Annotated in this window: 27 protein-coding genes; 12 read left to right on the top strand and 15 right to left on the bottom strand. The window is 65.7% G+C overall.

Annotation, left to right across the window (positions count from 1 at the left end; translation table 11 throughout):
- The first annotated feature begins 14 nt into the window (after nt 1-14).
- The 5 genes from ABXH26_RS14910 (at nt 15) to ABXH26_RS14890 (ending at nt 2,756) form a co-directional block, all read left to right on the top strand.
- A complete protein-coding gene (locus tag ABXH26_RS14910; RefSeq protein ID WP_353567886.1) occupies nt 15-950 on the top strand; it encodes a hypothetical protein in 936 nt (311 codons plus the stop codon).
- Nucleotides 951-955: 5 nt separating this feature from the next.
- The gene (locus tag ABXH26_RS14905; RefSeq protein ID WP_353567885.1) at nt 956-1,735 is read left to right on the top strand and encodes a FecR domain-containing protein; all 780 of its coding nucleotides are present in this window, start codon (nt 956-958) and stop codon (nt 1,733-1,735) included.
- Nucleotides 1,736-1,798: 63 nt separating this feature from the next.
- The gene (locus tag ABXH26_RS14900) at nt 1,799-2,077 is read left to right on the top strand and encodes a BrnT family toxin (RefSeq protein ID WP_353567884.1); all 279 of its coding nucleotides are present in this window, start codon (nt 1,799-1,801) and stop codon (nt 2,075-2,077) included.
- A gap of 11 nt (nt 2,078-2,088) precedes the next feature.
- Nucleotides 2,089-2,361 carry a CopG family antitoxin gene (locus tag ABXH26_RS14895; protein ID WP_353567883.1) on the top strand — a complete coding sequence of 91 codons (273 nt, stop codon included), beginning with the start codon at nt 2,089-2,091 and terminating at the stop codon, nt 2,359-2,361.
- Nucleotides 2,358-2,756 (top strand): VanZ family protein, encoded by a 399-nt coding sequence (locus tag ABXH26_RS14890; protein ID WP_353567882.1) that lies wholly within the window; start codon nt 2,358-2,360, stop codon nt 2,754-2,756. The genes ABXH26_RS14895 and ABXH26_RS14890 overlap by 4 nt, the downstream gene beginning before the upstream one ends.
- Here ABXH26_RS14890 and recR read toward each other — a convergent pair whose 3' ends face one another.
- From recR to ABXH26_RS14875, 3 genes are read right to left on the bottom strand one after another with little or no spacing between them, the layout of a single operon-like run.
- The gene (gene recR, locus ABXH26_RS14885) at nt 2,757-3,356 is read right to left on the bottom strand and encodes a recombination mediator RecR (protein WP_353567881.1); all 600 of its coding nucleotides are present in this window, start codon (nt 3,354-3,356) and stop codon (nt 2,757-2,759) included.
- A gap of 12 nt (nt 3,357-3,368) precedes the next feature.
- Nucleotides 3,369-3,794, bottom strand: coding sequence for a hypothetical protein (locus ABXH26_RS14880; RefSeq protein WP_353567880.1), 426 nt, complete (start codon nt 3,792-3,794; stop codon nt 3,369-3,371).
- A gap of 50 nt (nt 3,795-3,844) precedes the next feature.
- Nucleotides 3,845-7,207 (bottom strand): DUF7133 domain-containing protein, encoded by a 3,363-nt coding sequence (locus ABXH26_RS14875; protein WP_353567924.1) that lies wholly within the window; start codon nt 7,205-7,207, stop codon nt 3,845-3,847.
- A gap of 113 nt (nt 7,208-7,320) precedes the next feature.
- On the opposite strand from ABXH26_RS14875, the gene ftsY reads away from it, so the two are divergent.
- The 4 genes from ftsY to ABXH26_RS14855 all read left to right on the top strand — a co-directional run bounded on the left by ftsY (nt 7,321) and on the right by ABXH26_RS14855 (nt 10,726).
- On the top strand, nt 7,321-8,172 hold the full coding sequence (ftsY, locus tag ABXH26_RS14870; RefSeq protein ID WP_353567879.1) for a signal recognition particle-docking protein FtsY: 852 nt from the start codon (nt 7,321-7,323) through the stop codon (nt 8,170-8,172).
- Nucleotides 8,172-9,203, top strand: a complete 1,032-nt coding sequence (locus ABXH26_RS14865) for a beta-ketoacyl synthase N-terminal-like domain-containing protein (protein ID WP_353567878.1) — start codon at nt 8,172-8,174, stop codon at nt 9,201-9,203. The genes ftsY and ABXH26_RS14865 overlap by 1 nt, the downstream gene beginning before the upstream one ends.
- Nucleotides 9,200-10,306, top strand: a complete 1,107-nt coding sequence (locus ABXH26_RS14860) for an HAD-IB family phosphatase (protein WP_353567877.1) — start codon at nt 9,200-9,202, stop codon at nt 10,304-10,306. The genes ABXH26_RS14865 and ABXH26_RS14860 overlap by 4 nt, the downstream gene beginning before the upstream one ends.
- Before the next feature lie 90 nt (nt 10,307-10,396).
- Nucleotides 10,397-10,726: a hypothetical protein gene (locus ABXH26_RS14855; protein WP_353567876.1), complete on the top strand. Its 330-nt coding sequence runs from the start codon at nt 10,397-10,399 to the stop codon at nt 10,724-10,726.
- Between the two features lie 127 nt (nt 10,727-10,853).
- Here ABXH26_RS14855 and ABXH26_RS14850 read toward each other — a convergent pair whose 3' ends face one another.
- The 10 genes from ABXH26_RS14850 to ABXH26_RS14805 form a co-directional block, all read right to left on the bottom strand.
- Entirely contained in the window at nt 10,854-11,363 is a 510-nt protein-coding gene (locus ABXH26_RS14850) for an 8-oxo-dGTP diphosphatase (protein WP_353567875.1), read from the bottom strand.
- The gene (gene gcvP, locus ABXH26_RS14845) at nt 11,360-14,185 is read right to left on the bottom strand and encodes an aminomethyl-transferring glycine dehydrogenase (RefSeq protein ID WP_353567874.1); all 2,826 of its coding nucleotides are present in this window, start codon (nt 14,183-14,185) and stop codon (nt 11,360-11,362) included. Before gcvP ends, ABXH26_RS14850 begins: the two co-directional genes overlap by 4 nt.
- 69 nt (nt 14,186-14,254) lie before the next feature.
- Nucleotides 14,255-14,632, bottom strand: coding sequence for a glycine cleavage system protein GcvH (gene gcvH, locus ABXH26_RS14840; RefSeq protein ID WP_353567873.1), 378 nt, complete (start codon nt 14,630-14,632; stop codon nt 14,255-14,257).
- A 13-nt stretch (nt 14,633-14,645) separates the two neighbouring features.
- Complete coding sequence (gcvT, locus tag ABXH26_RS14835) at nt 14,646-15,731, bottom strand: glycine cleavage system aminomethyltransferase GcvT (protein ID WP_353567872.1); 1,086 nt, start codon at nt 15,729-15,731, stop codon at nt 14,646-14,648.
- Nucleotides 15,732-15,797: 66 nt separating this feature from the next.
- Entirely contained in the window at nt 15,798-17,048 is a 1,251-nt protein-coding gene (fabF, locus tag ABXH26_RS14830; protein WP_353567871.1) for a beta-ketoacyl-ACP synthase II, read from the bottom strand.
- A gap of 61 nt (nt 17,049-17,109) precedes the next feature.
- The gene (locus ABXH26_RS14825) at nt 17,110-17,352 is read right to left on the bottom strand and encodes a hypothetical protein (RefSeq protein ID WP_353567870.1); all 243 of its coding nucleotides are present in this window, start codon (nt 17,350-17,352) and stop codon (nt 17,110-17,112) included.
- A complete protein-coding gene (locus ABXH26_RS14820) occupies nt 17,349-18,080 on the bottom strand; it encodes a hypothetical protein (RefSeq protein ID WP_353567869.1) in 732 nt (243 codons plus the stop codon). The genes ABXH26_RS14825 and ABXH26_RS14820 overlap by 4 nt, the downstream gene beginning before the upstream one ends.
- Complete coding sequence (locus tag ABXH26_RS14815) at nt 18,080-18,499, bottom strand: ExbD/TolR family protein (RefSeq protein WP_353567868.1); 420 nt, start codon at nt 18,497-18,499, stop codon at nt 18,080-18,082. Before ABXH26_RS14815 ends, ABXH26_RS14820 begins: the two co-directional genes overlap by 1 nt.
- A complete protein-coding gene (locus tag ABXH26_RS14810) occupies nt 18,496-19,194 on the bottom strand; it encodes a MotA/TolQ/ExbB proton channel family protein (RefSeq protein WP_353567867.1) in 699 nt (232 codons plus the stop codon). Before ABXH26_RS14810 ends, ABXH26_RS14815 begins: the two co-directional genes overlap by 4 nt.
- Nucleotides 19,195-19,263: 69 nt before the next feature.
- Entirely contained in the window at nt 19,264-19,719 is a 456-nt protein-coding gene (locus ABXH26_RS14805) for a hypothetical protein (RefSeq protein WP_353567866.1), read from the bottom strand.
- A gap of 116 nt (nt 19,720-19,835) precedes the next feature.
- On the opposite strand from ABXH26_RS14805, the gene ABXH26_RS14800 reads away from it, so the two are divergent.
- The 3 genes from ABXH26_RS14800 to ABXH26_RS14790 all read left to right on the top strand — a co-directional run bounded on the left by ABXH26_RS14800 (nt 19,836) and on the right by ABXH26_RS14790 (nt 22,567).
- Nucleotides 19,836-20,336 carry a Fur family transcriptional regulator gene (locus tag ABXH26_RS14800; protein ID WP_353567865.1) on the top strand — a complete coding sequence of 167 codons (501 nt, stop codon included), beginning with the start codon at nt 19,836-19,838 and terminating at the stop codon, nt 20,334-20,336.
- 87 nt (nt 20,337-20,423) lie between these two features.
- Nucleotides 20,424-21,776 (top strand): argininosuccinate lyase, encoded by a 1,353-nt coding sequence (gene argH, locus ABXH26_RS14795; protein WP_353567864.1) that lies wholly within the window; start codon nt 20,424-20,426, stop codon nt 21,774-21,776.
- A gap of 56 nt (nt 21,777-21,832) precedes the next feature.
- On the top strand, nt 21,833-22,567 hold the full coding sequence (locus ABXH26_RS14790) for a hypothetical protein (protein ID WP_353567863.1): 735 nt from the start codon (nt 21,833-21,835) through the stop codon (nt 22,565-22,567).
- A gap of 109 nt (nt 22,568-22,676) precedes the next feature.
- Here ABXH26_RS14790 and ABXH26_RS14785 read toward each other — a convergent pair whose 3' ends face one another.
- Together ABXH26_RS14785 and ABXH26_RS14780 are read right to left on the bottom strand one after the other, a co-directional pair.
- Nucleotides 22,677-24,332, bottom strand: a complete 1,656-nt coding sequence (locus ABXH26_RS14785) for a ShlB/FhaC/HecB family hemolysin secretion/activation protein (protein WP_353567862.1) — start codon at nt 24,330-24,332, stop codon at nt 22,677-22,679.
- Between the two features lie 105 nt (nt 24,333-24,437).
- Nucleotides 24,438-25,535, bottom strand: a complete 1,098-nt coding sequence (locus ABXH26_RS14780) for a hypothetical protein (RefSeq protein ID WP_353567861.1) — start codon at nt 25,533-25,535, stop codon at nt 24,438-24,440.
- Nucleotides 25,536-25,564: the final 29 nt, after the last annotated feature.

Genomic DNA, 25,564 nt, shown 5'->3' with positions numbered 1-25,564 from the left:
ACAATCCCGCGCTCATGAAAACGACCGGCCTGGCCCTGCTCGCCCTCGCTGTCGTCGCCCACGGCGACGTCCTCTCGGATTTCTTCCCCTTCCTCGGCTCGCCGGATCCGGCCTACGAGGATCCCGCGAGGAAAAGCGCGGTCCGCGAAAGCGACTCCGGGCTGGCCCCGTTTTCACCCGCCGATTCCGACTTCGGCGTCCAGCAGGTGCTGGGCGATGCCACCATCGCGCCGACCTTCCACCTGCTCGGCAGCATCAGCGCCAACGTGACCGACAATGCTCCGGGCGCGACCCGGGCCCTCGATGACTCCTCCTGGTACGCCAACCTCCTGCTCGGCGCGATCTGGGAACCACGGCTGCCGGCGGGCTGGACGGGCGACGTGGGAGTCACGCAGGAGTTTTATGAATTCGAGCGCGACCAGGCGATCGACTTCCAGAACCTCACCGTCCGCGCCGGGGTGGTGAAGAACCTCGTCGATCTCGGCGACACCATCTTCTACGCCCGCTACGAGTATCAGCGACTGGTCACCGGGAGCTGGTCGGAGGGCGACTACTCGGCCCAGCGGATCCGCACCGGCCTGCGGAAGGTCCTTTTCCTCGGCTCCCACCACCAGCTGCTCGGCGGGGTGAGCGCGGCCCTCGATCTGGACGCCAATCCCGAGCTGCTGGAGCGCAACGAGTTCGCGCTCGACCTCGCCTACACCTGGTGGCTCACCCGCGATCTCGGGGCCACCCTTTCCTGGCGCGGCTCCTACTGGGACTTCGACAACGGAGGTCGCGAGGACTGGAACCACACCGTGGGCCTCCGCTTCGACTGGCAGACGTGCCCCGCCTCCACCCTTTTTGCCCACGTTTACTACTCCAACCACGACTCCAACACGCCGCTCGGCGTGAACGATTCGGAATCCTGGCATTCCGGCATCGGCCTCGGAGTCCAACTCGCATTCTGACCGCCATGAAACCACTCCTTGTCCTCGTCTCGCTGGCCGTGGCCGCCACCGCCGCGCCGCTTTCCTCGGCCAAGATCACCCAGGCCATCAACGACGTCCGCGTGCTGGGCGGCAGCGATGCCCGCGCCGCCTCGGTCGGTGAAACAGTGGGCGGATCCTCCTCCGTCCAGACCGGCCGCAAGTCGCGGGCCGAACTGATGTTTACCGACCAGACCCTCACCCGTCTCGGGCAGAACTCCGTCTTCAGCTTCCGCAACGGCAGCCGCGACGTGGAACTCAAGCAGGGTTCGATCCTGCTCCAGGTCCCGAAAAACGCCGGGGGTGCGACCATCCGCACGGCCACCGTCACGGCCGCCATCACCGGCACCACCTCGATGTTCGAGTACAGTCCGGGCCAGTCGGTGAAACTGCTGACGCTGGAGGGCACGCAGAAGCTCTACATCAATGGCTCGAAGACGCCCGTGCTGGTGCCAGCGGGGCAAATGATCGTGATGCGGCCGGATGGCCGCGTGGTGCCGCAGCCGGTAACCATCGACATCGCCCGGCTGCTCGCCACCTCGCCCTTGGCCGGCAAGGGGACTTTCGGCCCGCTGCCGGCCGCCAGCACCGAGGCGATCCAGAACACCGTGGCCCAGCAAAAAGCCGCCAAGCGCTCCGGGGCGCTGAAGCCGACGCTCTCGGTCGTCCGCGGACCCCGGACACGGCTGCTGGACGACATCCGCACCTTCCTACCGACCCACGATCCCTACATCGACTACGAGCGTCCCGACGTGCCCGGCCAATGAGGCTTCGCGAGCTTTCCGCTTTCCCCGGCCCGCAATCCGCGGTTTGCTCCGCGTGCACGCCTCATGGAACTGGACCTGATCGACGTCAATTTCGACCTCAAGCACATCAAGCCTCGCGAAATCGAGGAGGCGCTTGAAGACCCCTTCGCCCTGCGTTTCCTGCCCGACGACGATCGCCACGACGGCGAGTCCCGCTACTACGCGCTGGGCAAGACCGTCGGCGAGCGGCCGTTGTTCCTGTGTTTCTGGACCAACGGCAAGACCGCCCGGATCATCTGCGCCCGCGAAATGGCCGAGGGCGAGCTGCGCTTTTACGAGCGCAAGTATGCGGAATTCAAATAAGCCCATCCACGATGAACACGATTTCCAACTGGAACCAGATCCCGGACTTCGAGGACGAGGAAGAAGAGGCCACCTTCTGGCTTGAAAACGAGCTCGACGGCCGCCTGATGGCCGGCTCGATCCACCAGCCCGATTCGCGCGAGTCCACGACCATCACGCTGCGCTTCGATCCCCGCATGCTCTCCCGCATCAAGCGCATCGCCCGCTCCCGTTTCCTCAACTATCAATCCATGATGAAACAGTGGCTGGCGGAGCGGCTGGAAGAGGAGATCCGCAAGCAGTGATCCGCCACCGAAGCTTCTGGTACGGGGCCTTCGTGGCCTGGATCGGGACGCTGTGGTGGTTGTCCTCGGGCATCCGTCACCTGCCGCAGCCGGACGGCTGGGTCGGCGTCGATAAGCTCTATCACTTCGGCTACTTCTTCGGTGGTGCCGGCCTGCTGGCTGCCGCCGTTTCCCTCACCTTACCCGGCGGGTTCTGGAAGCGCTTTGCGGTGGTGGTGGCGGTGGTTTCCCTCGTCGGAATCTCCGATGAGGTCCACCAAAGCTTCGTCCCCGGCCGCAGCGGCAACGATCCCTTCGATTTCAGCGCCGATTTCCTGGGGGCCTGCGCGGGCTTTGTGGTTTTTGAAAGCCTGCGTCGCCGGGTTTTCCCCGATCCCGAGAAGGTCCGGGCCTGATCAGAGCCCCCGGCGACCCTCCAGCGCACGCGCCAGCGTGAGGGCATCGGCATGCTCCAGCCCCCCGCCGGCCGGCAGCCCCTGTGCCAGGCGGGTGACGCGGCATTTCGTCCGCAAGAGGTCGGCCAGATAGTTGGCGGTCGCCTCGCCCTCGACGTCCGAACCGAGCGCGAGGATGACCTCCTCGGTCCCCTCGCTGCCGATCCGCTCGAGCAGCGGCCCGATGCGGAGGTCCTCGGGCGTCACGTTGTCCAGCGGGGAAAGCCGGCCGCCGAGGCAATGGTAGCGGCCACGGAAGGCGCCCGAGCGCTCCATCGAAATCACGTCGGTCGCCTGCTCGACCACGCACAGCACCGGCTCGCGGCGTGGATGCTGGCACACGGCGCAGCCCTCCGGGGTGGAGAAAAACCCGCACCGCGGGCAGGGCACCACTTTCTCATGAGCCCCCAGCAAGGCCTCGGAAAATGCGACCGGGTGGGCGCGCGGGTGCTGCACCAGCCAGATCGCGATCCGCTCGGCACTGCGCGGGCCCACGCCGGGAAGTTGCTTGAGTTCATTGACCAGGGCGACCACCGCCTGGGGGTATTCGATACGAGCCATGTCCTCAGGAAATCATTTCGGTTCACGGTGCCGCGCGGCGTAGACCAGCGAGCCGCCCAGCGCCCACAGCACGCCCACGGCGGGCGCGCTGAGCATCGGCACCCGGCCGCACAAGGCCATCACCGGGATCCAGGCGAGGCTGACGACGGCCATCGAAACGGCCAGCACCCAGCGCCGCCAACCGCCGCGGACATGCAGCAGCACCCACGTGCTCAGGACGATGACGACCGCCGCCCACAACCAACCGATCCAAGCTTCCAGCGGGGCCACGCCGCCTTCCAGGCCGACCGACTTCATGCGCTCCAACAACGCCCGGTCCCAGGCGGACGTCAGGCCGATCAGCTCCAGCACGCCGGCCACCGCCATGGCCATCAGGGAAATGGCCGCAGCGGCCACTCCGGGATGAGGATCGGGCTTTTTCGGCGCAGCGTTCGGCATCGGGCAGGCGGAAAACTAGCCAGCGTCTCCGCCAGCGGCAAGCGGCAGTCCTACTCGGATTTGTCCAGCGTCGCCAGCCACGCCACCAGGTCGCGGATTTCAGCGCGGTTGAGGATCGAACCCATCGGCGGCATCACCGATAGCGGATCGCTGAGCTCCACGACTTCGTCGTGGCTGAAAGTCCGGCGCTCACCGGCCACATCGATCTCCACCGAGGCGTCGTCGTTTTTCATCAGCAGGCCGCCGACGATCTTGCCATCGCGCAGGGTCGCGGTGACCATGCCGAAGCCCGCCGCCACCTTTGCGCCCGGCAGGATCATCGACTCGAGGAAGTAATGGCGGTCGCCGCGGCCGGCGACGCCCTCGAGGTCCGGTCCGGCCTCGCCCACCCCGTGATCTCCCCCGACCCGGTGGCATTTCGCGCACTGCGCGCGGCCATCGGAAAAAAACAGTTCCCTTCCGGAATCCGGGTCACCTCCCACCTCGCACACCAGCCAGCCGGCCAGCGGATCGCCGGCCGTCTTTTCCCGATAGGACTCCAGCGCGCGGGCGACTTGCGGGCTGCCGGATGCCTCCGCCGCCTGCAGCAATTCCAGCCCGGCGGCGTCCTTGCCGTGGGCTTCTCCCAGGCGCTCCAGCCCATCGACCATCAAGCCCGCCATGGCCTCGCCGCCGATTTTTTCCGCGGTCTCCCACGCCACCTTGCGCCGTGCCGGATCGTCGGACATCGAACTCTGCCGGATTCCCTCCTCCGCCGCCTCGGGGGCCAGCTCCGCCAGGCGCCCGAGCGCGGCGAGCGCCAGCGCATCGTCATCGCCCGCCGCGATCTCCGACAGCCGCTGGTCACGCTGCGGGAGCTTGCGGGCGATCCAGCGATCCAGCGCGGCGACCCGCGCGCCCGGCGGCAGGCCGGTATTCTCCACCAGCGCCATCCAGCCCGCCGCCGGCACCGCCGAGTCGTCGAGGCCGAGCGTGCCGATCAAGCGGATGGCCGCTTCCAGCACCTCCGGAGGGGCCTTGACCAGCTCCGGAACCTTGCCCGTGAGCACCGACGCCACCTTGGCCCGGCCGTCCATCACGGGCGGCTGGTGGTTGCCGCTGGCTCCGTCCACCGGCGATGGCTCGTCCCATTGCGCCAGCACGTGCAGGGCTTCCTTTCGCACAGCAAGGGAAAGGTCGTCGTTCAACGGCAGCGACGAGACCCATTCGAGTTCCTCGTTTCCCCCGAGGTGGAGGGCATTGTGGATCAGCCGCCGCCAGGTCATTTCATCGTGCTCCGCGGAAATCCCCTGCTTCGAGCGGCGGAACAAGGCCGGCCGGGCCGCCTCGATGCCGCCATCGTGGATCATCCGGATCACTTCCTCGAACACCCGCGGATCGGCATCGTTCAGAAAGCCGGCGACGCCCTTGTCCTTGAGACGGCCCAGCGCATCGACGGCCGCCAACCGCACGGCCGGGCTCTTTTCGCGACTCAGGGACACGAGCTGCGGGACGCTCGACATTGCCTGCAAGGCCATCGACCCGGCGTGGAGCAGGTAGGGGTCCGTGGCGCCCTTTTCCGCGAGCATCTGCCACACGAACGACAGGCTGCCGATCGCCCGCGCGCGTCCGGCCGCGAGCGTGCCATACATCTGCACGCGCGGATTTTCATCGAGGATCAGCGATGCAAAGTTGGCCCGGTCGGCCACGCCCCCGATCTCGCCCAGCACCTTGGCCGCCTGCGCGCGGATCTCCGGGTCCGGATCTTCGACCAGCTTCACCAGCACCGGCTGCAGGTCGCGCAGTCGCGAGCTGCCCGGGACGTCCATGAACTCATCCGTTTCGACCGTCGGCTTCACCGCGGCACCCCGCCGCAGGTAGACGCCGATGCCCCAGATCGCGTGCAGCCGGGCCAGGCCCTCACCCCGGAGGGCGGTTTGGGAGAGGATGTCCGGCCCATCCGGGCGCCGCGTCAGCTCCAGCTCGGCGCGGATCCGCAGGCGCATGTCCGGGTGGTTCAGCCAGGCGGCGAGCTGCTTGGACTCCACGTCCTCCAGTCCTTCACGCATCGCCTTGACCACCTCATCCGCCGCATCGCCCCGGAAACGATCGGCCGCCGAGACCTCGACCAGCCTGCCCGCGTCGTGCGAGACCCATCCGCCTTCAAAATCCGCCACCATCAGCCGCCCGTCCCACGAGTAGGCCACGTCCGTCGCCGTCAGCCCCCACACCAGCTTGCGGGCGTCGACCAGCTCCATCGACGAGCCTTTTTCCGCCAAGCGGAACGACCACACCCCGGAGGTGGCCGCGCCGCCGCGGTAATCGCACACGGCGAAGCGGCCCTTTTCCGCCTCCAGAAATCCGGTGCCCGGATGATAGGCCAGCCCGGAGGGTCCGCTGGTCAGGTAGGCGACGGGCGGCAGCATGAAGGCCGGCTGCTCGTCATTCTGAAGCTCCCATCGTTTCTCCGCCATCCATGCGGCCGGGGCGTTCTCGCCCGCGCCGATCTGCTTGCCGAAGCTCATCAGCAACTGCTGGCCCATCCGCCAGCCGGAGTCGCCGCCTTCGACGATGTAAACGATCCGCGCGCGGTCGCCCTGGTCGGCGTTGTTGTCGACCGTGATGGGATTCCCATGCGCATCGAAGTCGATTTCCTTGGGGTTGCGCAGGCCGGTGTGAACGACCTGGAAATCGCTGCCATCCGGCTCGAAGCGGAACACCGCGCCGCGGTCCGGAAACTCAAAACGCTTCCCTTCGCGGGTGGTGATGGCGAAACCGCGGTCGCCGATCGTTCCCCAGATCCGTCCGTCCGGCCCGAGCGTGAAGCCGTTCATGTCATGCCCGGAGTAGGAGACCCGCACGCCGAAGCCGTCCTGCAGCACCGCCCGCTGGTCCGCCTTCAGGTCGCCATCGCGATCCGCCAGGGTGGTGATCTTTGGGATGCAGGCGAAAAACACCACGTCATCGTAGGCGAAGATCCCGGCCGCAGTGCCGTCGAGTTCGCCGTTGAATCCCTCCGCGTAGACCTCCGACTTCGTGAAAACTCCCTCTTCGCCCGGGTTGGCCAGCGCCCGGATGCGCTCGGATTTTTCCGTGAAATAACCGGCCGGGAACTTGTCCTTCCACTTCTGATACATCGCCGAGCGGTCGGCGGTGGTCGAGGCGGTGGCGTCATCCATCAGCCAGTAGTCGTGATCCCGGTTGTCCTCTACGCCGGAACGGAAGCGGACCGTTTCCGCCACAAACCAGCGGCCTTGCTCGTCCTCGGTGAGAGCCGTCGGGGAGGTCACGCCCTGATGTTCGTGGTCCGCCACCACCCGGGCAACGGTGCCGGCAGGAATTTCCAGGCCCGGGACCTGCTCGCTGGCCATAAGATCCTCCTCCGCGCCCTGGAGCACGGCCACCAGCCCGGCAAGCAACACGCATTTCATCATCACGCCGGCACCATAGGGACTCGTCCGCCGCTGGCAACGTCCCTGCTCGGAATCCCCGCATGCTTCGTGAAACCCTTGCCCGCGCGGCCCTCCGATCCTAGAAACCCGCCGCCATGGCAGGATTTCTCCGCTCGCTCTACCACAAGCTCTCGAACACCGCCGAGGTGGATTGGGACGAACTCGAAGCGGGGCTGGTCGCCGCCGACCTGGGCCCGCGCCTCGCCATGCAGCTGGTCGACGAACTGAAGGACCTGGGGCGCGAGGTGACGGCCGATGACGTGCTCGAGGTCACCCGCCGTCATGTCGCCGACCGCCTGCCCCCGGACCAACCGCCGCCGCTGCCACCGAGTTCCGACAAGCCCTTCGTATTCCTCATCGTCGGCGTCAACGGCGTCGGCAAGACCACCACCTGCGCCAAGCTCGCCCACTGGCTGCAGCGCCGCGGTTCCCCGACCTACCTGGCCGCGGCCGATACTTTCCGCGCCGCCGCCACCGAGCAGCTCCAGCGCTGGGGCGAACGACTCAACATCCCGGTCGTCACCGGCCCGGCGAAGTCCGACCCCTCCTCGGTCTGCTACAACGCCCACCAGCAGGCGATCCGCGAGGGCGCCCGCTATCTGATCTGCGACACCGCCGGCCGCCTGCACAACCGCCACAACCTGATGGAGGAGCTGTCGAAGATCCGCCGCACGCTGGCCAAGCAGGACCCGGCCGCGCCTCACCTCACCTTGCTCGTGGTCGATGCCAACACCGGCGCGAACGCCCTCCAACAGGCCAAGGAATTCCACAAGGCCTCGCCGCTCGACGGCTTCATCCTCACCAAAATGGACGGCTCCGGAAAGGGCGGCGTCGCGGTCTCCATCTTCGACCAGATCGGGGTCCCGCCGCGCTTCCTCGGCACCGGCGAGGAGCCGGAGGACTTCGCCCTCTTCCAGCGCGGCCGTTTCCTGGAGGAAATGATCTGATGGCCGCGGCCCTCTCCATCGCCGGCTCGGCCTGCCTGACCTGCCTGGGCGACGATCGCCACGCCCAGCTGGCCGCCATTTTCGCGGGAAAACCCACCCTTCGCCCCCTGTCCGAACTCGAAGGGGCGCCTTCCGGCTACGAGGACCTGACCGCTGGCTGGATCGAGCCTCGCAGCCTGCTTTCCCATCGGCTGTGGGCGCCGCTGTCGATGGCGGCCCTGCACGTCGCCCGCCGCGCCGTGGCCGAGGCCGCCTGGGATTCCCTCGAGGACGTTCCGGTCTTCTTCGCCACCAGCCGCGGCCCCGTAGCCGGCGTGCGCGAGCCCTGGCCCGGACGCCGGCCGACCGGGCTGATGGCCGCCAGCAATTCCCTGCCCGCCGAGCCCGCCGCGGCGATCAGCTCGGAGTTCGGGATCAGCGCGCCGTGGCAGGTGCTCTCCAGCGGCTGCTGCGCCGGGCTCGATGCGCTCCAGATGGCGGCCGTGTGGTTGCGCGCCGGCGAGGCCTCCCGCGCGCTGGTGGTGGCTGCCGATCTGCCGCTGGTCGCCGCGGTGCTGGAAGACTACGATCGCAGCGGCATCCTCGCCCACGGCGATCTCCCCGGCATGCACCCGTCCGAGGGCGCGGCCGCTGTCTGCCTCGAAGCAAAACCGGGGCTCCTTGAAATCGTCGAAACCCTGTCGCTCTCCGAGCCCGAAGCCCGCTTCGGCGGCAACCGTCCGCTGCCGCGCCTCGCGGCCGCCCTCACCGGAATGCGCCAGCGCCATGGCGACCCCTCGCTGCTCATTCCCCATGCCAGCGGCACCGCGCGGCACCGCCTGCACGAACAGCAGGCACTGGAGGAAGCCCTCGGAAACCCCGAGCACCTGGCGATGAAACCTTTCACCGGCCACTGCGTCGGAGCCTCCGCCCTGATCGAACTGGTGCTCGGCATGGACCAGCTCCGGAGGCTGCCGGCAGGATCATCCATGCTGAAAATCGCGTCCGCCCTGGGAGGCAAACACGCCTGCGCATGGCTCCGGAAGTCATGAACTCACCCGAACTTCGCATCGAAGTCTCGATCGACCGCCAGACGCTCGCCCTTTACCGCGGCGACAGCCTGCTCCGCACCTGGGCGGTCTCCACCGGGGCGCGTGGAAACGGCAGCCTGCCAGGCAGCTTCCGCACGCCGACCGGCCGGTTCCGGATTTCCGAAAAGATCGGCCACGGCGCGCCACTCCGCACCGCCTTCCGCAGCCGCCGGGCGGTCGGCTTGTGGCGGGACGAGGATCGCGGCGACGGCATCCTCAGTCGCATCCTGTGGCTCGACGGGCTCGATCCGGAAAATGCCAACACCCACTCACGCTACATCTACATCCACGGCACCCATCAGGAACACCGGCTCGGCCAGCCCGCCAGTCATGGCTGCATCCGCATGGCCAACGCCGATGTGATCGAACTCTTCAACCTGGTCCCCGAAGGCACTCCGGTGACCATCCATGCCCCCACCATCATGCAACGCAAACTCATCTTCTTCGACTGTGACTCCACCCTGTCCACCATCGAGGGCATCGATGAACTCGCCCGCGCCCAGGGCGATGCCGTCTTCCGCGAAGTCGAGGCCCTGACCAACGCCGCCATGAATGGCGAGATCCCTCTCGCCGAGGTATTTCCCCGCCGCATGGCCATCATCCGCCCGAGCAAAGCCGTCGCGGACCAAATCGCGCAACTTTACGTAGAAACCCTTAGTCCCGGAATTGAGGGCGTGATCACCCGGTTGCAGGCCGAAAATTGGACCGTCGTCATCCTCTCCGGAGGCTTCAAACCGCTCATCGAACCCTTGGCGAAAAGGCTCGCCATCGAGCATGTCGAAGCCGTGCCTCTCCACTTTGATGATGAAGGAAATTATGCGGGATATGATGCCGACTATCCCACCACCCGGAATGGTGGAAAGCCCGATATCATCAGGGATTGGCGGGCTTCCACCCATGCCGCCAAGGTGGTCATGGTGGGCGATGGCATCTCGGACCTGGAGAGCCGCGAAGCGTGCGACTTCTTCATCGGCTACGGTGGCGTGGTGGAGCGAAAAGCGGTCCGCGAAGGAGCCGATCACTACATTCGGAAGATGTCGGATTTCCCCTTCGATAAGCTCTGAAATCAGAGTATTTGGCGAATCCTGACTTAACCCTCTAGCTAACAAAGGCTCTTGCCGTCAGGCATGTTAGCTCCTAGGATTGCCCCCGCAATGAGCACCAAAACCGCTAAGAATGCCAAAGGCCGCCGATACACCGATGCTGAAAAGCAAGAGGTGATCGACTTCGTGAACCAGGTCAACGCGACCAAGGGACGCGGAGGTCAGTCGGCTGCCTCCAAGAAGTTCAAAATCTCACCTCTGACTATCTCCGGATGGCTCAAGAAGACCGATGCCGTCCCCAGCGGCAAGTCGGCCGCGGTGGGAGGTTCCATCTCCAAGAAGCTGGCCAGGCTTCAGGACCTCCACGGTGAGATCGCGAACAAGGAAAAGGAACTCGCGAAGCTTCGCTCCCAGTTCGAAGCCCTCAAGGGTTCCCTCTGACCTGATACCCTGTCTTCACAGTCTTCCCCCGACTCTTTAGACACACGACACTCCTCACCCCGCCGCCGCTCCCCACGGCCGCGGGGTGTTGGATTTCATGGGGTCAGCCCTGCTGGATCAAACGCCCCTACTCCCCCTCCGGCCACTCGACATCGGTGACGAGTTGGTTCCACGACACATCATCCCCGGTGAACGCAAAACGTCCCAGGAAGGTGCGTCCCTCCAGCATCACCGGCAACCAGTAGCGGTCATCGCTCCACATCCGGTGGTAGGGAATGTCGGCGGTGGCGAACCACAGGGGAACGGCCTCGTCGGTCTCCGTCGGCACACCATCGAAGTCTCCGGCCCGGTAAACATGGCACAGGATGTCCGGCACGTCGGACATGGCAAAGTGCAGTTCTCCCAACTTCACCGGATCCTTCACCCGGATCAGCAGTTCCTCCTCGGTCTCCCTCATCGCGCATTCACGCGGCGTCTCCCCGGGGTCGATCTTGCCGCCCGGACCATTGATCTTGCCCGCTCCCAGGCCGCGCTTCTTCTCGATCAGAAGGATCCGCCCCTCCCTCACCACGAACATCAGCGTGGCGTGCACCGGCGCACTCCAGGTCGACCAGTCGATGGGAGACGGCCTGATCACGAGCCCGCGGCGGCGTAGGATTCGACGCTGTCGCAGGTGCAGACAAGGTTGCGGTCGCCCGCCACGTTGTCGATCCTCCCCACGGCCGGCCAGAACTTGTGCTGGTGCTGCCAAGCCATGGGGAAGGCCGCCGCCTCGCGGGGATAAGCGTGGGACCAGTCGTCCGCACACACATCCTCCGCCGGATGCGGGGCGTTCTTGAGCACGTTGTCCCGGGCATCGGCCTCGCCGTTGGCCACGGCCATGATTTCCCCGTGGATGGAAATGAGGGAATCGCAGAAACGGTCCAACTCCGCCTTCGATTCGGACTCGGTCGGCTCGATCATCAGGGTCCCGGCCACCGGCCAGCTCATGGTCGGGGCATGATAGCCGTAGTCCATCAGGCGCTTCGCCACATCTTCGACCGTGATCCCGGATTTCGCCGACAGCGGCCGGACATCGATGATGCACTCGTGCGCCACCAGTCCGTCCTGTCCGGTGTAAAGGATGGGGAAATGATGCTTCAGGCGGCTGGCCACATAGTTGGCGTTGAGGATGGCCACTTTCGAGGCCTCGGTCAGCCCATCGCCGCCCATCATGGCGATGTACATCCAGGAAATGGTGTTGATCGACGCGCTGCCCCAGGGTGCCGAGCAAACGGCACCCGCGCCGTCCCCGAGTGTTTCGTGGCCTGGAAGATAGGGCACGAGGTGGGCGGCCACGCCAATGGGACCCACGCCCGGGCCACCGCCGCCGTGAGGGATGCAGAAGGTCTTGTGGAGGTTGAGGTGGCAGACATCGGCACCGATCCGGCCGGGGCTGGTGAGGCCGACCTGGGCATTCATGTTCGCTCCGTCCATGTAAACCTGGCCGCCCGCCGCGTGGACCCGCTCGCAGATGTCGATGATGGTGTCCTCGAACACGCCGTGGGTGGACGGATAGGTCACCATCAGGGCCGCGATCTTGTCGGCGTGCTGATCGAGCCGCGCCTGGAGATCTCCGACATCGATGTTCCCCTGCTCATCGCACTTCACCCCGACCACTTTCATCCCGGCCATCACCGCGGAGGCGGGATTCGTGCCATGGGCCGACAGCGGAATCAGACACACCTCGCGATCCGCATCCCCGCGGTCCAGATGATATCTCCGGATTGCCAGCAAGCCGGCATATTCCCCCTGCGAGCCGGCATTGGGCTGCAGGGAAACGGCGGCGAAGCCGGTGATCTCCGCCAGCCATGATTCCAGCAGGCACAGCATTTCCCGATACCCCTCGCTCTGGTCGGCGGGGACGAAAGGATGCAGCGAAGCCACTTCCGTCCAGCTTAACGGCATCATCTCGGAGGTCGCATTGAGCTTCATGGTGCAGGAACCCAGCGGAATCATGGATTCGTTCAACGCCAGGTCCTTCGTTTCCAACCGCCGGATGTAACGCAACATCTCGGTTTCGGTGTGATAGGAGTTGAAGACCTTCTGGGTGAGGAAATCCGAGGTGCGGGTGAGCCGGGAGGGCCACGAGGGGACCGTGGCCTGCTCCACGAGCTCCGCTCCGAAGACCGCACACAGCTCCTCCAGATCCTGGTCGGTCACCGTTTCATCAAGACTGACCGCGACCCGGGCCTCATCGATCCGGCGCAGGTTGATTCCTCGATCAACCGCGGCCCTCAGGGTGGCCGGCCCATCGCATGCAATGACCAGCGTATCGAAGTAACTGTCGTTGGAGATCTCCAGCCCGATCGATTCCAACGACGCCTTCAAGCGGGCCGTGCGGTGGTTTACTTCTCCGGCGATGTGTCGCAGCCCTTCCGGCCCGTGATAGACCGCATACATCGAGGCCATCACCGCCAGCAGCACCTGGGCGGTGCAGATGTTCGAGGTCGCCTTGTCGCGGCGGATGTGCTGTTCGCGGGTCTGCAGCGAGAGACGGAAGCCCGGCCGACCCTTGGAGTCGGTGGAAACCCCGATGATCCGACCGGGAAGCTTCCGTTTCAGGGCATCCGAGCAGGCCATGAAACCGGCATGCGGTCCGCCGAAGCCCATCGGCACGCCGAAACGCTGGCTACTGCCAATGCAGACATCCGCCCCGAACTCGCCCGGCGGCTTGAGCAAGGTGAGCGCCAACAGATCGGCGGCGACCACCGCCACGCCTTTCGCGGCGTGAACCTTGGAGAAGAACTCCTCGAAATCATCGGCCCGCCCGAAGGTGTCTGGATATTGCACCAGCGCGGCGAAGAATCCATCGCAAGAGCTTGGATCGAAGCCACGCCAATCGCCGGTCTGGATCGTGATCCCCAAGGGCTCGGCGCGGGTGCGGACCACATCGAGCGTCTGCGGATGGCAGGCATCGGAAACGAACATCACCTTGCCCTTCGGCATGCCCGCCAAGGCCAGGCTCATGGCTTCGGCCGCGGCGGTGCCCTCGTCGAGCAACGAGGCATTGGCCACCGGCAGCGCGGTCAGCCCGCTGATCATGGTTTGAAAATTCAGCAAGGCCTCCAGGCGCCCCTGTGCGATCTCCGCCTGATAGGGGGTGTAGGCCGTGTACCAGCCGGGATTTTCCAGGATGGTCCGCTGGATCACCCCGGGCACGTGGGTGCCATGGTAGCCTTGCCCGATGTAACTGCGAAGCACCCGGTTTTTTCCCATGATGCCATGGAGCCACGACAGCGCCGCAGGCTCCGACAAGGGTGCCGGCAGGTCGAGAGGCCGGGTGGAACGGATGCCGGCCGGGACGGCGCGGTCGATCAACTCATCAAGACTCTCGTAGCCCGTGGTTTCGAGGAGGGCGGCACGCTCCGATCCGATGGACCCGAGGTGGCGGCTGGCGAAGTCGTCGTGCAGTGACATGTCAGTGGGGAAAGAAAAACGCCGCCACCCCGGGCATGCGGGGTCGCGGCGGAAAGGCAAGGCGAGCCATCACCCGATGAGTTCGCGATATCCGGCGGCGTCGAGGAGGGCGTCGAGCTGCGACGCATCCTTCACCTTCAGTTTGAAAATCCAGCCCTGGCCGTAGGGATCGGAATTGACCAGCGAAGGATCGGCTTCCACCGCATCGTTCACCTCGACCACCTCGCCGGAGATCGGCGAGTAGATGTCGCTGGCGGCCTTCACCGACTCGACCACCGCCGTCGGATCCCCGGCATCGACGGCCCGGCCGACCTCGGGCAACTCGACGAAGACCACATCGGTCAGCTCCTCCTGGGCGTGATCGGAGATTCCGATGGTGGCAAGGTCGCCTTCGAGGCGGACCCATTCGTGCGAATTGTTGAAGCGAAGGTCGTCTGGTACGTTCATGGCACGGCCCGGCTTATGCCGAGGCGGGGGTTGGTTTGTAAAACGGTTTCTTCACGACCCGCGCCGGGAAATGCCGGCCGCGGACGTCGATCAGGAGCGGGGTTCCCGGCTTGGCCGATGCCACCGGCAGGTAGGCCATGCCGATGCCCTTTCCGAGCGATGGCGAAAGCACGCCGCTGGCCAATTCGCCCAAGGGATTTCCTTCTTCGTCGAGAACCGGATAATGCGCCCGCGGAGGGGCGCCCTTGTCGAGGTATTCGATCGCCGCCAGCCGCTCCTCAAGGCCCTCCTTTTTCTGCCGGGCGAGTACGTCGCGACCGATGAAGTCCCCTTTTTCCAGCGCCACGAAAAACCCGAGCCCGGCCTCCAAGGGCGTGCGCTCAGGAGACAGATCGCTGCCGTTCAGGGGGTAGCACATTTCCAGCCGCAGGCTGTCGCGGGCGCCCAATCCGCAGGGCTTGGCGCCCGCATCAATGAACTTGCGGAACCACGCCTCGCCATCGGCCGCCGGGCAGAAAAACTCGAAGCCGTCCTCGCCGGTGTAGCCGGTCCGGCAAAAGACCACGCCGTCCTTGCGCCCGATGCCGTTGCGCGGCGGCAGCGGGACACCGGGAAATACCTTCCCGAACACCGCAGACGACTCCGGACCTTGGATCGCCATGCCCGCCCAGGCCGCGCTCTGATCGGAAAAATCGACCCCTTCGGCGAGGTGGCGCTTCAACCAGGCGGCGTCCTCGTCGATCTTCGAGGCGTTCACCACCAGGAAAAAACCGTCGGCCGACTCGCGGTAGACGATCAGATCGTCGATCACGCCACCCTGTTCGTTGAGCAGGAAACTGTACTGACCCTCGCCGCAGGAGAGCTTCGCGAGGTCGTTCGCCAGCATCCGGTTGAGCCAGGCCTCCGCCCCGCCGCCGGTCACCACGAACTGACCCATGTGCGAGATGTCGAAGATGCCCGCGGCAGTCCGCACCGCATGGTGCTCGTCGAGGATCGAGCCATACATCACCGGCATGTTCCAGCCGGCGAAGGGCACCAAGCGGCCCCCGAGCTCGCGATGAAGCGCTTCAAGCGGAGAATGCTGCAATTCGTCGGACACGCGCCGGACGTTGCGAGGCCCTCCGCCAAATGTCAAACGTGGCTCTAACGAAGATCGTCGCGTCGATCAGACGAAACGTTTCACTAGCAGCGAGGCATTGTGGCCGCCGAAGCCGAAGCTGTTGCTGAGCGCCACGTTCACCGGCATTTCGATCGCGGTGTTCGGCACGCAGTCGAGGTCGCACTCCGGATCCTGGTTCTCGACGTTGATCGTCGGCGGCACCACGCCGTCGCGGATCGCCATCAGGCAGGCCAGCAGCTCGGCACCGCCGGCCGCGCCGAGCATGTGGCCGGTCATCGACTTGGTGGAGCTGACCTTGAGCCCGTTCTTCACGTGCTCGCCGAAGGCCCGCTTGATCGCCTTTACCTCGGCGATGTCGCCGAGCCCGGTGGAGGTCGCGTGGGCGTTCAAATAATCGACCTCCCCGGCATTCACGCCCGCATGCCGCAGCGCCATTTCCATGGCCCGCGCCGGACCCGACCCGTCCGGGGACGGCGCGCTGAGGTGGTAGGCATCGGCACTGGCTCCGTAGCCGGCCAGCTCGGCGATGATGTTCGCCCCGCGGGCCTTGGCATGTTCCAGTTCCTCGAGCACCACGACGCCGGCGCCCTCGCCCATCACGAAGCCGTCCCGGTCCTTGTCGAACGGCCGCGAGGCACGTTCGGGGTCGTCGTTGCGCGTGCTGAGCGCCTTCATGCTGCCAAAGCCGGCCAGGCCGCAGGGCAGGATGCTGGCCTCGGCGCCACCCGCCACCATCGCATCGGCATCGCCGAACTTGATGATCCGCCAGGCTTCGCCGATCGAGTTGTTCGAGGTCGCGCAGGCCGTCACGATCGCCATGTTCGGACCCCCGAGGCCGAACTCCATGGAGAACACGCCGCTGGCGATGTTGGCGATCATCATCGGAATCAGGAACGGCGACACCTTCGCGCCCTCCTTGTGGGCCAGCTTGGTGTGCTCGTTTTCCAGCGTCCCCAGCCCGCCGATGCCGCTGCTGACAATCGCGCCGACGCGGGTGCGGTCGAGGTTTTCCACCGCATCCAGACCGGAGTGGTCGAGGGCCATGCGGGCGGCGGCGACGGCGAGCTGCACGTAGCGGTCGGCCCGGCGGGCATCCTTCGGGTTCTTGAAAAAAGCCTCGGCGTTGAAATCCTTCACCTCACCGGCGATCTGGCAGCCGTAGGGCGATGGATCGAGGTGGGTGATGCGAGCGATGCCACTCCGTCCCTCCTTCATGCCGGACCAGGTCGATTCGGCATCATGTCCCAGCGGGCTCACGCAGCCCACCCCGGTGATCACTACTCGTCGTTCGCTCATCTTGCTCGCTGCCCTCTATGGGTCCGCCGTCCTTAGAGGCTGCCATGGGCAGTGGCAAGTCTCATCCCAAAGGTGTGGGGCCATCCGGCCCGGTGGAGGCATGGCAATGCGGGCAGCGATGCTCCTCGAAGCGCGAGTCCACCTCGAAGACCGCCAGGCACAGCCGGCACACGGCCTTGTGACGCAGCGCCTTGCGCTCGTTTTTGGCGTGCTTCGCCGCCGAGATCCAGGTGAACAGGCCGATGGCCACCATGGCGCCGCCCAGCACCCAGCCCACCAGTTCTTCCAAGCCGATCGCAATCATCGTCCCTGCACGCATTCGACCACCATCCAGCGGCCGCGCCCTTCCTTCACCCGGGCCCGCCGGAGCCAGGCTTCGACTCCCGCGGCCTGCTCGCCGGGAGCCAGCGGGACCACGTCGATGGCCCTGCCGGCGGGCCCGATTTCCACCATGAAGCGGCGACCCAGCCACTGCTCCGCCTCCGCGACCGGCACCCGGCGGGACGGAGTCTCCAGCTCCGGCTGGAGGGGATCGCCGACCGCCGCCAGGGCCAGTGAAACCTCGCGCTTTTCCGGCACCGCCGACGCTGCGACCGGCTCGGGCAGGGGCGGGAAAACCTGGAGTTCGCGACCGAGCACCCGATCGCTGTCCACGCTGCTGATTTCCACGCTCGAGAGTTCGGGCTGATAGGGCGGATCCGCCACCGACAAGGGCGTCGGCGTCTCTTCGTCCCCCCCACCATCGCCCGCGATCAGGTGCCGGAATGGAAACGGGCCCGCCGCCACCGCCGTGCGCCAGAGGGAGTCGCCGATGGGTCCGGAGGGAACCAGGGTCACCAAAGCCCGCTGTTCGCCGACCACGCGGTCTTTCCCGATCCTCACCGTGACCCCCAGAGCCAGCAGGGCGGCAGCCGCGCCGACCACCAGAAAGGCCACCAGAAACGAGCCGATGCTGGAAACCGGAACCCGCCAGTTGAAAGCCAGCCCCGAGTCCCGGTCGCGACGTTGGAGGGTGGATCGGCGGCGAAACATCAGCGTTCCCCTTCCTTGGGCCGGCCCAGCAGATACACTCGAAAATCCGAGCCCAGCACCAGCTCGGCGATCCGCCGTTCCTCGCCGGCCGGGATGGCCTGATCGCTCCGCAGGTAGGCGATGGGGATGGTCGTGGAACCTTCCCGCTCTTCCTTCAGCCGGCTTACCAACTCATCCTCGCTCACCCGGTCGCGGCCGAGCCAGATCACCACCGGATCCCCCGCGGTGAGGGTGATCACCCGCGCATCGGCGGTGCGGGCGAGCTGGTAGCGGGAGACCGGCATCTCGACCTGGATGCCGGATTGGTTGAGAAACGAGGGCCCCAGCAGCAGGGCGATCAGCAACAGGGCGAGGAGGTCCAGCACCGGCACCACATGCAGGAAGCCGACCCGATCGGGCAGCGTGGACACCAGCTTCATGAGGAAGGACGCTGGCGGCGCTCGCGGGATTCGATTTCATCGCGGATCGAAACGATCCCGGTCTCGGCGCGGGCGTCGCAGATGATGTTCACCATTTCGATGCCGGTCCGCTCGATGCGGTGGAACAGCCGCTTGGCCCGGCCGACGAAGTAGAGGTAGAACAGGTAGGCCGGGATGGCGATCATCAGCCCCACGGCCGTGGTCACGAGCGCCTGGAACACGCCCTTTGCCAGCTCGCTGGCCGGCATGGCCTGGTCGCCGGCACCGAGTTCGTTGAACATTTCCAGAATCCCCAGCACGGTGCCAAGCATCCCGGCCAGCGGCGCCAGCAGGGCCACCGCCAGGATGCCGCGCAGGTTTTTTTCAATGCGCGGCACCTCCAGCTGGCCGGCCTCCTGGGCGACATCGCGCAGGTCGGTCCGCGGAAGATGATGGCGGAGCAGCACGGCGTGCGCCACGCGGGCCACCGGTCCGGGAGCCCGCGCCGCCTCGTGCAAGGCCTCCGCATAAGCCTTGCGGCGGGCGTGGTTGGAGAGCCCGACGAGCAGGTCCCCCACGCTGATCCGCGCACGGTGGAAGAAGAACATCCGCTCGACCACGAACACCGCGCCGAAGAACGCCAGCGCGAACTGAAGATAGACGATCGGTCCACCGCTGCTGATCAGCGTCTGGGCGTCGATGAGGTCTTTCGGCATGCGGGCGAGGCTAGGAAGTCGGGCGGCGCTTGGCCAGCTTCACGGTGAAGGAGTTCGGAAACTTCGGGATCATTCCCACAGATAGGACCGGCGGCTGGCGATCTCCCGGCCGCCGCGGAAAAGCTTGCACTGCCAGGCGAGCACGCGGCCGCCTTTGAGGTAGTCGTCACCGATCACCTCAAACTCCGCGCGGCCCTCGGTCTGATCGGCGGCGAAGGTGGCGGTCTTTTCATGAATCCGGCTGCCTGTGCCTCCCTGCTGGTAGCGGAACACCACCTTCACCGGTCCGTCCGTCGATCCATCGTGCCACAGGGCCGTATAATACTGCCCCAGCGCCTGCTCCTGCTCGCGGACACCGATCGCGCCATGCAGCAGGCGCCGCTGCTCGGCCCGGATCATCGGCTCGTCCTGGGGATCGGTCAGCTCGAGGCTCCGCAGGTGGGTGGTGCGCACCTCCAGCGGCGGCCGGGTCCCGCAGGAGGCCAGCATCCACCCCATCGCCATCACGATCCACGCTTGCTTCATGGCGGCCATTCAAGCCGGCCCCGCCCGATTGCCAATCCGGAAAGCTCGCCCGGCTCCGCGATACGAACAGGGAAATGCCTTTCGTCCCATGTCCATCAAAGCATAGACTCGTCTTCATGGACCAAGGCGCCGCCGCCAAGCTCGACAGTTTCATCCGCAAAAAAGGCCTGCGCCGCACGCCGCAGCGCGATGCCATCGTCCGGCTCGCCTTTTCCGAGGACGACCATTTCACCGCCGAGGAACTCTTCGAGCGAGTCCGCAAGCATAACATCAATGCCTCCCGTGCGACCGTCTACCGCACCATCGCGCTGCTGGTGGAGGCCAAGCTGCTGCGCGAGATCGACCTCGGCCACGACACCACCACCTACGATCCGAACTTTCTCGACAAGCCCTCGCACAACCACCTGGTCTGCATCGACTGCGGCAAGGTGCTGGAGTTCGAGGACTCCCACGTCGACCTGCTCAACGAGTGCCTGACCCGTCGCATGGGATTCAGGCCGGTTTCCCAGACGATCAAGATCGAGGCCTGCTGCGAGCAGCTCCGCACCAAAGGGACCTGCCCGAACCTGATCCAGGCCCGCATTTCCAAAAAGCGGCTGCCCGCACGCAAACGCTGAGCGTTGCCGGCTCAAGTTTTCAGTTCCCACCGGTCCCGGGTCGCCCCATCGTCCGGCCGCCCCGTTTCGAACTGAATTCTTATCATCATGTGGAAAGGCCGCTTCGCCCAGGAAACCGCCGAACTCGTCCAGCAGATCGGTGAATCCGTCAGCTACGACTGGCGGCTCTACAAGCACGACATCGCCGGCTCGATCGCCCACGCCCGGGCCCAGGAAAAAGCCGGCCTGCTGACCGCCGACGAGTTTTCGCAGATCGAGTCCGGCTTGAAGGCCATCGAGGCCGATATCGACGCCGGCAAATTCGAGTTCCGCACCTCGCTGGAGGACATTCACATGAACGTCGAGTCGGAGCTGACCCGGCGCATCGGACCCGCCGGAGCCAAGCTCCACACCGCCCGCTCGCGCAACGATCAGGTGGCCACCGACACCCGCCTCTACTGCCGCGCGGAAATCGACGTCCTCACCGCTGGCGTGCGCGACCTCCAGCAGGCCCTGCTCGGCCGCGCGGAAAAATACGCCGCCACCGTGGTCCCCGCCTACACCCACCTCCAGCGCGGCCAGCCGGTCACCGTCGGCCACCATTTCCTCGCCTACGTCGAGATGCTCGAGCGGGACCTCGGCCGCCTCGCCGATTGCCGCGCACGGCTCAACGTTTCCCCGCTCGGCTCCGGGGCGCTTGCCGGCTCGACCATCAACCTCGACCGCCAGGCGATCGCCGACGAGCTCGGCTTCGACCGCGTTTCCACCAACTCGATGGATGCCGTGGCCGACCGCGACTACATCGCCGAGCTGATCTTCGCCATCAGCCTCTGCGGCGTGCACCTGTCCCGCCTGTCCGAGGACCTCATCCTGTGGACCTCGGCCGAGTTCGGCTTCGCCGTGCTTTCCGATGCCCACACCACCGGTTCTTCGCTGATGCCGCAGAAGAAAAACCCGGACGTCTGCGAGCTGACCCGCGGCAAGACCGGCCGCCTGCTCGGCAATCTCGTCAGCATCCTTACCGCCATCAAGGGCCTGCCGCTGACCTACAACCGCGACCTGCAGGAGGACAAGGAGCCGCTTTTCGACTCGATCGACACCCTCAAGCTCACGCTCGCCGTGAACGCCGAAATGATCGACGCCATGGAAGTCCGCGAGGAGCGCTGCCGCGCCGCCGCTTCCGATCCCATGCTGCTCGCCACCGACCTCGCCGACTGGCTGGTCCGCCAGGGAGTGCCCTTCCGCCACGCGCACGAACTCGTCGGAAAAGCCGTGGCCGAATCCGTGGCCACCGGCATCCCGCTCGACCAGCTCGACCTGCCGGCCATCGACCCCGCCTTCACCCCGGACGCCAAGTCGGTTTTCTCTCTGGAAACCGCGCTCGCCGCCCGCACCAATCCCGGCGCGCCCTCGATCGACAACGTCCGCTCCGAGATCGCCCGCTGGCGGGAACCGAGGTAAATCCGGCACCGATATTTTCTTTATCTCGCGGATCTCCGTTAGTATGAGCTACGGACATGCAAAAGTGGATTACCGCGATCGGGTTCGGAATGCTCGTGCCCGTCCTCGGCGAGCCCTTGGAGGTGACCGACACCAAGGGGCGCACCGTTTCCATCGAGCTGCTCGCCCTGGAGGGCGAAAAGGCCATCTTCACGGTTCCCGGGAAGGGTGACAGCGAATACCAGCTTCCCTTGTCCCAGTTTGACGAGGGCTCGCAGAAAAAGATCAAGGATGCCGGAGCCTCCCTGCCGGCGCGCGTGCCGAAGGTCGAAATCGATGCCTCGATCAGCAAACGGCGGAAAAAGATCAGCTACTACATGGTCAGGCAGACCGTGAGTGCCAAGATCACGGTTCAAAACCCCAGCCGCGACCTCCGTTTCCCCGGCGGCAAGGCGAAGGTCATCTTCATCGGCCGCAACAGCCGTGACAATTCGGTCTACTCCGTGCTCCGCACCCAGGACTTCGAGGTGCCGAAGATCGAAAGTTCCCGCGAGTTCACGTTCGAAACCAAGTCCTTCTCGACCGAGTACGACAGCGACAACGACGGCTACGGAAACGTGGGCGGATTCCAGTACGACTCCTACATCGTCGGCATCCTCGGCGAACAAGGCCGCCTGCTTGGGTTCAAAACCTCCGATCCCAGCATCCGCTCGGCCATCGGGGATTCCGCCGACCTGATCAAGCGAGTGCTCGAATTCAACAAGGGCCAGCGTTTCGACAAGAACCTGGAGCCCTTGGACGGACGCAATTAGTTCGTCCGCTCCAGCATCCCACCTCGATCCTCACCAGCCAGCACGGCCGATGCGCGGGCAAGGCCTAACACGACGTCTGCCCGTCATGTTCACCCCTGCCGATGGTTTTTTAGAAACTGACCGTCAGTCCGATATGACTGCGTTGCTCGTCATCATCCAGCCGCCAGCCATGGTCGAAGCGAAGATCCACGTGATCGAAAATCCTCGCCCTCAATCCCACCCCGACGCTGCCGAGAGAGACGGAGCTGCCGCCATCATCATGCAGGGATGCCTGGTCGGTGAAAGCCAGCAGGCGAAAATCGCATCGGGGAATGAAGGTCAACACCGGTGATTGAAGTTCGAGGGAACCGATGATGCCGTTGTCCATCGAATACATGCGCTCGTCCACCCCGCGCACGGTCTGGTAGCCGCCGGCACCGAGCTGTTCGGGCGGCAGCAACCGGGAATCGGTGGCCTGCACATTGATGCGGCCGACCAGCCGCCAGTCATCGACCGGCTGCCACCAGGCATCGAGGTCGAGGTTGCCGATGACATAGGTGGCATCCGCAGCCGGATCGTATTTGCGGAAGGCGGCATCGCCATTCCGCCCGCCGAGGTTTCCGGGGGAAACCTTCAACGTCGAGGTGATCTCCACGCCCGCTTTTTCCCAGTCGCGCTCCAGATGATGGACGAGGCGGGCATCGATCATCATCACCTCGCCAGGGGCCGCCGCCGCCAAGCCCCCGTATAGCAGGAACTGGTCCGTGCCCTTGATATCGACGCCAGCCGACAAGGTCTGCTCCCAGCCATGGACCTTGGGCAGGATCCAACGGTCCATCACCGCCAGCGACCAGGAGGTGCCCTCCGTTTCCAGCACGCGGCCCCGGAAGGGATAGCTCGTCGAAACCTCGGCGTAGGCGGCATCGATCTGGATCACCTGATGGCTGCGTTGCAGCGGGACCTCCCAGCGAACCGCATTCGCCGTCAGGGACGAGGCGGGGAATCCCACCACGCCCCGCCAGGCGAGCAAATGCTCGTTGGGCAGCATGCCTGCCGCGCCGAAGACCAGGCGCTCCCGGCCGATCAGATCCGGCCCGCTGTTTTCAAAACCCACCGAAGCCTGCCATGGGCGCCGCTCCTCGATCCCGATCAGGATGTCCGCCGTCGCCGGCTCCACTCCAGGGGAAACAAACAGCCGTGGACGGCGGAAACCCGTGCGACCGTACCAAGCGAGCTGCTCCTCCAGGTCCGCTCGCTCCAGCAGCTGCCCTTGGCGCAGCTTCAGGCCGTTGCGGACCGCCTCGGGGTTGCCATACTTCGGCCGCCCGACGCCGACCCGCCCCGTGCGCCCGATTTCCACATCGATGAGCAGCCACCCGTCCGAAAAATCCTGCTCCGGCGCGCTGACCAGCACCACCGGGTAGCCCTCGAGGTCATAGTGGACCAAAATCTCGTCCCCCATGCCGACCAGATCCTGATCAGTAAGCGGACGGCCAAGATAGGGCTGCAGCCTGGCGGCCAAGGTGGCGGGAGACGGAATCGTCATGCCCGCACTCGCCACCACACCCTCGCCGATCGCCTTCCAGTCGCCGCTCCCACCGTCCCGAAGGCGGATTCCCTGCAGCGGATCGACCAACACCGTCGCGGGCGCGTCGGAAGCCGCTCCCTGCGCCTCCACGCGGGGCAGCGACTCCACCTCGGTGGGTTCCGGCACGACCGGCAGGATGCCCGGCAAAGGATCGGCTTGCGCCGCCCCGAGCATCAACATGGGCCAGAGATACTTCATCGGACGGTTCTTCGGCGACCGCACTCGGACCACCGGCCACGCGATGAATCCGTTAACAAATCCAAACAATCAACGCAACCCAAACGCCGGTGCGAGTTCCTGGCGTCAGCGCTTCGCCTCCAGCTGGGGCTGGGGATTCGACAGGTTGCCGCCGCGACCGCCCCGCATGCCCCAGAACGAGCTGCGGACCATCAAGGCTTTCTTTTCCGGTTCCGCGCGACGTTTCCCGGTCTGGCTGACTGAGGACGAGGCGCTGACCGCAGTCGAAGTGCGCACTTCCTTGGCGGCGGCAATCCGCGTGCCGTCCGGGCGCCTCAGAGTCGGCACCTTGAGGGTCGAGTCACTGACCACGGAGGGGGCGTCGAAATCGTCCAGCTTTACCTCCGGAGCGGCTTCGAATCCGTGCAACGCGGAATCCGAGACCACGATCGCACCGGACGACTCCCGGAGCACGCCGTCACTGCCGACTTCCACGAAAATCTGTCCGGCACCAGCGTCCAGGGTGCCCCCGTTGTGGATCTCGCTCGAGGCTTTCAGTTCGATGCGCGCGGCGTTGGTCGAGCCCAGATGGAGCACGAAACCTTCATTCCCCAGCCCGGAAACCCGTTCAGGCCCGGATGCTCCCATCACGGCATGGTCGCTTCCCACCCACCGCGCCGCGCCGCTGGCGGTGATGCTGGAGTTGCGGGAGGCCACCACCTGACGACCGGCCACCAGGACGTCGCCATTCGTCGCGTGGACACCGCCGTTGATCATCACCAGTCCCCCATCGCCGGAGCCTCCGAGTTCGAAGCCGTTCCCGTCGAGCAGGTCGGCCGCGTCGATATCGAGGGTGGAAAGAGTCACCGCTTCGGCGGTGATTTGGCCATCGACGAAAAGATTGGCGTCGGGCGCAATGAAGCTGACCGAACCATTCGAGGTGACGGTCCCATCAAGGTGGTAGGAGCCCCCGCCGAGCAGGTAATTCAGCACCTGGTTGCCGCCGATGAAGTCGAACACCATCTCGCTCCCGTCGCTGAGATCCAGCTCACCCCACTCGAAGATCGTGTCGTCGGTGATGGTGAAGACGGTGCGGGAACCGGTGTCGGTCGTGATGGTTTCCCACGTGGCCGTCCCGGGGGTGGTCAGGATCGGATCGGCCAAACAGAGGGCAGGGGCACAGAGTGCGAGCGCCGCCCGGAGGGGTGAGGGGTGGATGCGCATGGGAGGGTGATTATTTGGATGTCCATGAT

Source organism: Haloferula sargassicola (genome assembly GCF_040362925.1).
Classification (GTDB): domain Bacteria; phylum Verrucomicrobiota; class Verrucomicrobiia; order Verrucomicrobiales; family Akkermansiaceae; genus Haloferula; species Haloferula sargassicola.
The sequence above is the reverse complement of the archived record's forward strand: the minus strand, read 5'-3'. Positions and strand labels throughout refer to the sequence as shown.